Origin of the sequence: Xanthobacter autotrophicus, assembly GCF_030015065.1 — a bacterium.
Taxonomy (GTDB): domain Bacteria; phylum Pseudomonadota; class Alphaproteobacteria; order Rhizobiales; family Xanthobacteraceae; genus Xanthobacter; species Xanthobacter autotrophicus_D.
This window is the reverse complement of sequence record NZ_JAIVFN010000055.1, coordinates 20830-28867: the sequence shown is the minus strand read 5'-3', so window position 1 is coordinate 28867 and position 8038 is coordinate 20830. Positions and strand designations below refer to the sequence as shown.

4 protein-coding genes are annotated in these 8038 nt (G+C 66.1%); 2 read left to right on the top strand and 2 right to left on the bottom strand.

What is annotated here, in order from left to right; genetic code table 11:
* Positions 1 to 1674 (bottom strand): ParB/RepB/Spo0J family partition protein (locus K9U40_RS12595; protein WP_282890538.1); only part of this gene is annotated, 1674 nt, incomplete at its 3' end.
* Positions 1675 to 2015: 341 nt separating this feature from the next.
* On the opposite strand from K9U40_RS12595, the gene K9U40_RS12590 reads away from it, so the two are divergent.
* Together K9U40_RS12590 and K9U40_RS12585 are read left to right on the top strand one after the other, a co-directional pair.
* Positions 2016 to 2366: an antitoxin Xre/MbcA/ParS toxin-binding domain-containing protein gene (locus K9U40_RS12590; protein WP_282639842.1), complete on the top strand. Its 351-nt coding sequence runs from the start codon at positions 2016 to 2018 to the stop codon at positions 2364 to 2366.
* Positions 2367 to 2370: 4 nt separating this feature from the next.
* Entirely contained in the window at positions 2371 to 2877 is a 507-nt protein-coding gene (locus K9U40_RS12585; RefSeq protein WP_282890540.1) for an RES family NAD+ phosphorylase, read from the top strand.
* Here K9U40_RS12585 and K9U40_RS12580 read toward each other — a convergent pair.
* Positions 2874 to 7964 carry a lactate dehydrogenase gene (locus K9U40_RS12580; RefSeq protein ID WP_282890537.1) on the bottom strand — a complete coding sequence of 1697 codons (5091 nt, stop codon included), beginning with the start codon at positions 7962 to 7964 and terminating at the stop codon, positions 2874 to 2876. The two genes, K9U40_RS12585 and K9U40_RS12580, sit on opposite strands and share 4 nt — an antisense overlap.
* Positions 7965 to 8038 lie beyond the last annotated feature (74 nt).

Sequence of the window (8038 nt, the reverse complement as noted above, 5' to 3'; positions counted from 1 at the left end):
GGCCGCGACGCCGTAGGCCTCGCCGTCGAGCGCGTCGGCCGGCTCCGCGGCGTCCGGCTCGGCCGACCCCTCGTCGAGATCGTCGTCCTCGCTCGCCTCGTGCTTCACCAGCCAGCTCGCGAGCTTCGTCGCATCCGGCGCGAACAGCGCCGACGGATGAACGAACCGCTCCTCCTTGAAGTGCTCGACGAGAGCGGCGCGGGTGTCCTTCACCTTCTGACGCGGCAGGACAGGGGTGTCCTTGCACGAACCTTCGAGCGCGGCGCGGGACAGGCACGAGAGGAATTCGTCCGTGCCCATGTTCGGAAGGAAGCCGTCGGCGCCGATGGCGTTGCCGGCGAGCCATGCGACGATGCCGGAGTCGGTGCGGTTCTCCCGGCAGGACAGCACGTCGATGAGGACGCCACGGGCCGCCAGCTGCAGCGTCTCGCGGTCGAACGCGAGCTTGCCCTCACTGCCGACCAGCCGTGCGGCATGGCGATCCATGCGAGCGTAGCCATAGACGTCGCCCGACGCGCCGGACGCGATGGAGATGTTTCGGCCGGCGAACGCCAGGACGAGCAGCGCCAGCAGCGTGTCGTCCTCGATCGGGGCGCGGGCGAGCGCTTCATGCAGTGCATCGGTCCGGTAATCTCCAACCATTTCGATGCCCTTGCGGGTCACGTCCGGTCGCGGCCTGGACAGGGCAACGCCATCTTCGCCAGCCGCGCCGCCGGCCGCCTCGCCCTTGCCCTTGGCCTTCTTCGGCTCGGGCAGGCGGTAGTGGACCGTCTGCACCTTGCCCTCGCGATCGACGAACATCGCGGTGTGGTCGGATTTGCCGGGCTTGCCGTACACAGGTTCGGCTTTGGGTGGCAGCTTCGCGCGGCCCCAGGTGTCGGCCTCGACGATGACGCCGCGCTTGGGCAGGTGGTTCGCCATCCACTCCTGCTGGGCCCCGAGGAAGGCCTCGACATCCGTGGTATAGCGGCTGTCCTCGTCGGCCGAGGCGAACAGGTCCTCGACCCAGGCGATGCCGTAGGCCTTGGCGAGCTCGTCGTCGAAGCTCGCATCCTTCGCGTACATCCGGGTCTTTTCCAGGCCGTTCGCCACGCTGTACCAGGCGACCTGCGGGTCGGCCTTGGACGGCTTGTGCTTCTTCCAGACCTCGCGCTGCTCGTCGGGCGAGGCTGCCGCAATGGTGCGCAACTGCTTCTCGTTGGGCATGTCGCCCTTCGTCATCTGGTCGAGCATGGCCGGCAGGACATAGGCGAGGAGGCGCAGCTTCTTGATCTGGCGAACCGGCAAGGCAAGCGCGACGCCGATCGCCTCCTCGGTCCAGCCGAGCGCGACGAGGCGCTCGATGGCGCGCCACTGGTCGACGGGGTTCAGCGCCTCGCGGGCGATGTTCTCCACCATGGACCGCATCGCGCCATTGTCGTTGGCGGCGTCGTCGACGAGGACGTCGATCTCTTCGAGGCCGGCGGCGATCGCCTGGCGCACGCGACGGTGGCCGGCAGTGATGATGTAGCCGTTGCCTCCGCTGGTCTCGGGGGCGATGACAGGCGGCTGGACGATGCCGACCGCCTTTATGGTGGCGAGCAACAGGGCGTCGGCCTGTGGCGTGGACTTCGTCAGGCGCATGCGGTCGGGGTTTTCCTTCAGCGCGCGCGGATCGACTTTCATGAGATGCATGGGGAAGCTCCTTGTGGGGATGTTGGACGCCGCCCTTCGCGGGTCCTTCCTTCGTCTTCTTTTTGAAGACCTCCCCCGGCCCGCGGAGCGGACGGGCCGGTGCAACTGCGGCTGAGCATCCCTGCCCGGCCGGCCAAGCGGGGCTATAAGCCCTGCACAGGACGACGCGGCCGGGACTGCGCAAACCGCGGTTGAGCTTCAGCGTCGCCGGCTCGGCCGATCGGCGAACCGGATTTTTCCTGAATGCCCCTCCTTCCCTCCCCATATCGCCCCTTGAATGCCGGCCATGGTGACGTTATATCACGTCAGAACTAGCGTCATTCGGACAACAGGAGGCTCGCATGGGGTTGGCGCAATATGCGGATAACGGCTTCCTCGCGCCCCGGAAGATCGCGGTTGCGTTCCGGACCACTAGCGAGGAAGTCGCCCGCACGGCCGGGCTCGGCAAGGATGCCGTCCAGCGCAAGGACCGCGTCCGGTCGGACAAGACCCAACGCCGGCTGCGCGAGATGGTCGAGGTGATCAACAAGGTCGAGCCTCGCTTCGGTTCCACCTTGATGGCCTATGCCTGGTACCGGTCGGAGCCCCTGCCCGGCTTCTCCGGCCAGACGGCCATGCAGCTCGTGCGCAACGGTCGCGTGGATGACGTGCTCGACTATGTCGACGCTGTCGATGCCGGCGTGCACGCCTGACGACGTGCAATATCGGGGAAAGCTCTATCGCGCGCTGAATCCGGTCTATGCGCGCGAGCCACTGTCCGGGCGGGGTGCCGAACTCTATGGTGGACGGTTCAACCCGAAGGACCTGCCCGCACTCTATGGGTCATTGTCGGTGATGACCGCGCTGCGCGAAGCCAATCAGGTCGGCAATCTCCAGCCGACCACAATCGTCTGCTATGATGCGGAGATCGATGGCATATTCGATTGCCGGGATGATGAGGCGCTCGCGGCAAAGGGAATGGACCCCGCGGCACTCGCCGACAGCACATGGCGCGACCAGATGAAGGCGAGCGGGGAAGCGCGGACGCAGACCTTTGCCCGGCGGCTCATCGCCGGCGGCTATAACGGCTTGCTCGTCAGGAGCTTCGCAGCCGGCGCGACGGCCGAAGATTTGAACCTCGTGCTCTGGAGATGGGGCGACGGGGCTCCGTCTCGTCTCGTATTGATCGATGATGAGAATCGCTTGTCGCGAGAGCTGTCCTAAGCAGCGATCCGATCACGGGAACTCTCGACGTCGTTCGCGAGATCGGCCTCGATCTCGGCGAGCTGCGTGCGCTTCATCTCCAGCTCGTCGGTGAAGGCGAATGCGCCACCCTCGCGCGCCTGGTAGGAAGCGAGGCGGCGGCGGGCATCGCTCAGTCGCTGCCGATATCCTTCCTGTTCCTTCTCGAAACCCGACAGCACGTGCTCGAGCCGAGCGACGGCGCCGAGCGGAGTGACCGTAACAGGCAGATCGATCTCGTAGTCTGCGCCGGTCCGCAGCAGCATTGTGGCGTAGTGGAAGCCATCGCGTCCGACCCGCTCGCCGGAGAATTCGAGATCGAATCCGCCGAGCGAGGCGATAACGACCTCCTCCTCCTGCTGGAGTTGGACAAGCGTCAGGATCTCCTTCATCAGAGCGCGACCGGCGCCCTTGCGCTCGGCGTGGCGTTTCCCGGTCACGGCCATGGCGAAAGCATCGCCGGCAGTTGGCACAAGCCGCTCGATGTCTTGCCCAATCTCGGCCATGCGCCGGGTCGAATGCTCGATCTCACGCTCGGCATCGCGGATCTGGCGGCGAATGGCATGCTGGTCATCGACATGGGCGGCACGCAGGCGATCGAGCCGGGCGATCTCGGCCTCCAGCCCAGCCTTCTGCATCAGGCGCTGATCGCCACTGGCAATGGCCTTCGCCATGGCGAACTGCGATGCCTGCCCTTCGCCCATATCTTCCAGCCTGCGGATCGAGGTGTCGCCGGAAAGCGCGGCGGCGATGAACCGAGCCTTGCGCTCGTTGTTCTGCCACATCGTGGCGTCGAGCGACCCGAGCGTCGCGTACGCGAAGATGTCCACGACGTCATGCTGATTGCCTTGCCTGACGATCCTGCCTTCACGTTGCTCGATCTGGGACGGCAGCCATGGCACATCGAGGTGATGCAGCGCCTTCAACCTGAGCTGCGCGTTGACTCCGGTTCCCATGGTCTCGGAGCTGCCGAGAAGGAAGCGGACCTTACCGGCCCGGACATCGCCGAACAGGCGCTGCTTCGCATCAGAGCGTTTGAAATCCTGGATGAAGGCGATCTCGGAAGCGGGCACTCCCATGCGGACCAGTTCGTCGCGGATCCAGCGATAAGCTGAAAAGCCGCGGGTCTTCTCGACATTGAGCGTGCCCAGATCGGAAAAGATCATCTGTGCGGCGCCAGTCAGATCGTAAGGCTTCCCATCGCCGCGGACATAGGTGATTTTCGCCGTTTCCCGCCAGATGCGGAAGGCGTTCGCGACGAGCTGATTCAGCTTGTTGCCGGGCTCGTTGTCATAGGCGGGACCGACCAGCCGAAGATCGATCGCGGCATGGCGCCCGTCGGTGATGACCGACAACAGGATGTCGTCACCAGGCTCAGGCGGACGGTCGCGCTCCTCGATCGCCGTGATGCGGGCGTCGAGCAGCCGCTGATAGGTCTTGAAGGCGGCGGTCGGCGGCGCAGTGATGATCTGGCGCTTGCCGCCGGAGATCTCTGGGACCTTCACATAGTCGCGCAGGTCGGCCGGCATCACCACATCGGCAAACGAGCGGAACATGGCGATCAGCTCGGCGACGTTCACGAACTGCGCGAAGCGCGTGACCGGCTTGTATTTGCCCGACGGCTGGAGCTCGAGCTCGGTGGATGCGTCGCCGAAGGTCGAGGCCCATGCGTCGAACTCGTGCAGCCCGCGCTCACGCAGCGCCGCGTGGCCGAGTAGCCTCTGCACGGTGAACATCTCGCCAAGCGTGTTTGTGATCGGCGTGCCGGAGGCGAGCACGAGCGCCCTGCCCGGGTTTTTCGTCTCGATGAAGCGGGCTTTGACGAACAGGTCCCAGGCCCGCTGCGAGCCGTTCGGATCGATGCCTTTCAGCGTCGACATGTTGGTGGCGAAGGAGAGCTTGCGGAACTCTTGCGCTTCATCAACGATGATCTGGTCGATACCGATCTCGGAGATGGTGAGAAGGTCATCCTTCCGCGTTGAGAGCGCCTCCAGCCTTTCCTTCAGGCCTTCCTTCAATCGCTCGAGGCGTTTGCGCGAGACGCGATCGTCGCTCTCGACCTTGGTCAGCAGTTCCTCGTAGAGTTCCAGCTCATCCTGGATCATTTGGCTCTCGAACGCCGACGGCACGCCGATGAAGCGGAAGGCGCTGTGGGTGATGATGATCGCGTCCCACGTCGCCGTCGCCGCGCGCGACAGGAAGCGGTGCCGCTTGTCCTTGGTGAAGTTGGTCTCGTCGGCGACGAGGATACGGGCATTCGGATAGAGAGCGAGAAACTCCCTCGCGGCCTGCGCCAGGCAATGGCCGGGAACGACGAGCATGGCCTTGGCGATCAGCCCGAGCCGGCGCTGCTCCATGATCGCGGCGGCGATCGACATGGTTTTCCCGGCGCCGACGGCGTGGGCGACATAGGTGCTGCCGGAGGAGATGATGCGACAGATGACCCGCTTCTGGTGCCCATACAGCGAAAAGGCGCCAGAGGCGCCCGGAAGCTGGAGATGGTCGCCGTTGAAGGCGCGAGGCGCGATGTTGTTGAAGCGGTCATTGTAGACCCGCGCCAGCCGGTCGGTCCGGTCGGGGTCGCTCCAGATCCACTTCTGGAACGCGGCCTTGATCTTGGTGAGCTTTTCCTTGGCGGCTTCCGTGTCGACGACATTGAGCACGCGGCGCTCGCTTTCGCCGTCCTTCACGATGTCGAAGATCTGTGGCACCGAGGAGTTCAGCGCATCCGAAAGGAGCTGGCCGGCGTGACGCCGGTCGGTGCCCCACTCCGACGTGCCGGCCGCCATATAGCCGAGCTGCCGCGCCTCGACGGTCCAGGATGCCAGCTCCGGCATGTGATGGATCTTGGTCTCGACGCCCATCGTCTCCTTCACGAAGGCGACGATGTCGGCGGCCGGGATCCAGGGCGCGCCGAGGCGCGCGGTGATGTCGGAGGGCCGAAGGTCGGCCGGCTGCACGGCCTGCAGTGCGGTGACATTGCGCAGATACGCAGGATCGAGCCCAGCTGCGGCCTGCGCGGAGACGAGCTTCGAGCGGACGGCCCCCGAGAGATAGGCGTCGGCGGTCTGCCAGGAGCCATCGGCCGGGTCGCGGAAGATGCCGTTGCCGAGCTCGGCGATGACAGCCTCGACATCCCGGTGCAGCAACTCGGCAATGTGGTCGGGATCGACATGGCCGCGCTCGTTGAGCACCACGGCGAGCGCATCGGCCGGCGAGGTGATGATCGGCGCCGGTGGCGGCGCGATGACCCGCTCGGTGAAGATCGGGCCGGGCTTGGCCGTGTTGCTCTCAAGGTCGTAGTCCTCGATCGAAGCGACCAGCCAGCAATCGGGATCGTCGAGGAAAGGCTGGATGTTCGGGCGGCGGTGCGTCTCGCGCACGTCGCCGGTCTCCTCATCCTCGCTGGTCGAGAAGACGGTGGTGTTGATGGGACCGAAGTCGCGCACGAAGCTCGACCAGGCGATGCGCAGCTTCACCTGTGCCGGCTTCCATGGCTTGTCGAACTCCTGGGCCTTCAGCACCTCGCGGACCGCGTCGCGGATCGGGATCAGCTTGCGGAGAATGCGGACGTGCTTTTCCGAAATCCCGTTGCCGCTGCGCCCCTTGCGCACATGGATCGCGACCGGCGCGCCGTCGACGACCTGCATGAGGCCATGCCGGCTGTCGACGAAGTAGCTGCCCTCCCGCGCTCGGGACGCGCCGGGCAGGTCGGCGGTCGGGCTCGGCTCCTCAAGATCCGCCGAGATCGGCTCCGGGTCACCGTCATAGATGTCTTCCGGAAGGAAGGTGAGCGTGGCCGCAAGCGCGGCATCGAGATCCTCGCCGTCGCGTGCGCTGCATGTATAGGTCTCGCCGAAGGGGCCCGAGGTCAGGCCATGCGCTCCCAGCACCATGCCGGGATGGCGCGCGAACCAGCGGTTGATCCGGATCGCCGCCTCGTCATCCGTCGCGGGCCGGACCTCCTCGAGGTCAAGCCAGGACAGGTCGCCCCCCGGCTGGCCGTCCCGTCGCCGGCGGAAGAACAGAATATCGACGACGACATCGGTGCCGGTGTCTGCCCGGAAACTGCCCTCGGGCAGGCGCACCGCGCCGACGAGATCGGCCATGGTCGCGATATGCGCGCGGGCCGAGCTGTCCGCCTTGTCCATCGTGTCGTGCGAGGTGACGAAGGCGGCAAGCGCTCCCGGCTTCAGCCGGCTGATCGCCTTGGCGATGAAGTAGTCGTGCAGCCGCAGGCCGAGTGAGCGGAAAGCCCGATCCGAGCGCACGGTGCGGTCGGAGAAGGGCGGATTGCCGATCGCCAGATCGAAATGCGCCGGCAACTCGATATGGGCGAAGTCGCCAGCGATGATCCGGGCGCGCGGCTGGAGGAGCCGGACGATCCGGGCTGTGACGGGATCGAGCTCGACGCCCGTGACATGCGACGACGCCCGCAGTCCGTCCGGCATCAGGGCGGGAAACAGCCCCGTGCCGATGCCCGGCTCCAGCACCCGGCCACCGCGCCAGCCGAGACGCAGTACGCCAGCCCAGATGGCGCGGACGATATATTCGGGCGTGAAGTGCGCATACTGCGTGCAGCGTGCGAGCGACGCATAGTCCGCGTTGCTCACGGCTTCCGCCAACCCGGCTCCGAGCGTCTCCCAGCCCTTCCGGAACCCGCCCTCGCCGGGCCGGCGAAACATGCCATTGGCGAGATCGGACGCGCCGAAGCCGGTGAACTTGATCAGCGCCGACTGCTCCTCCGGTGTGGCCGAGCGCTGCGCCTGTTCGATTTCGGCCGAGAGGCGTATGGCGACGAGATTGTCGCGGGCGCGATCCTTCCACGAACGGGCAAGCTGGCGGGTGCCGGCGAGATAAAAGTTCTCACCCCCCTCGGCAGGGCGCGCGACGGATCGCCGTTCAGCCGCAGCCATCGGCGCGGCCGGCGCAGGCGTCGTGGGCGGAGGATCGTCGTCGTCCGGTCCCTCGGTAAAGCTTGCCGCGAATGCGGTGACGCCGAGGCCGAGGCCGGATGACAGCGCGGTGTTCCCGAACAGGTCTAGGGTGAAGGGATCGTCTTGCGCCATTGTGGCGGTCTCCTGTGATGAGGGCGCGCGCCATCGGCCCCGCCGGAAGCCGGCGAAGCTGAGACGCGTTCGGT

Excerpts from the sequence above, each read along its gene's own strand:
- K9U40_RS12590 (WP_282639842.1), top strand. The coding sequence starts at position 2,016 with ATGGGGTTGGCGCAATATGCGGATAACGGCTTCCTCGCGCCCCGGAAG.
- K9U40_RS12580 (WP_282890537.1), bottom strand. The coding sequence starts at position 7,964 with ATGGCGCAAGACGATCCCTTCACCCTAGACCTGTTCGGGAACACCGCG.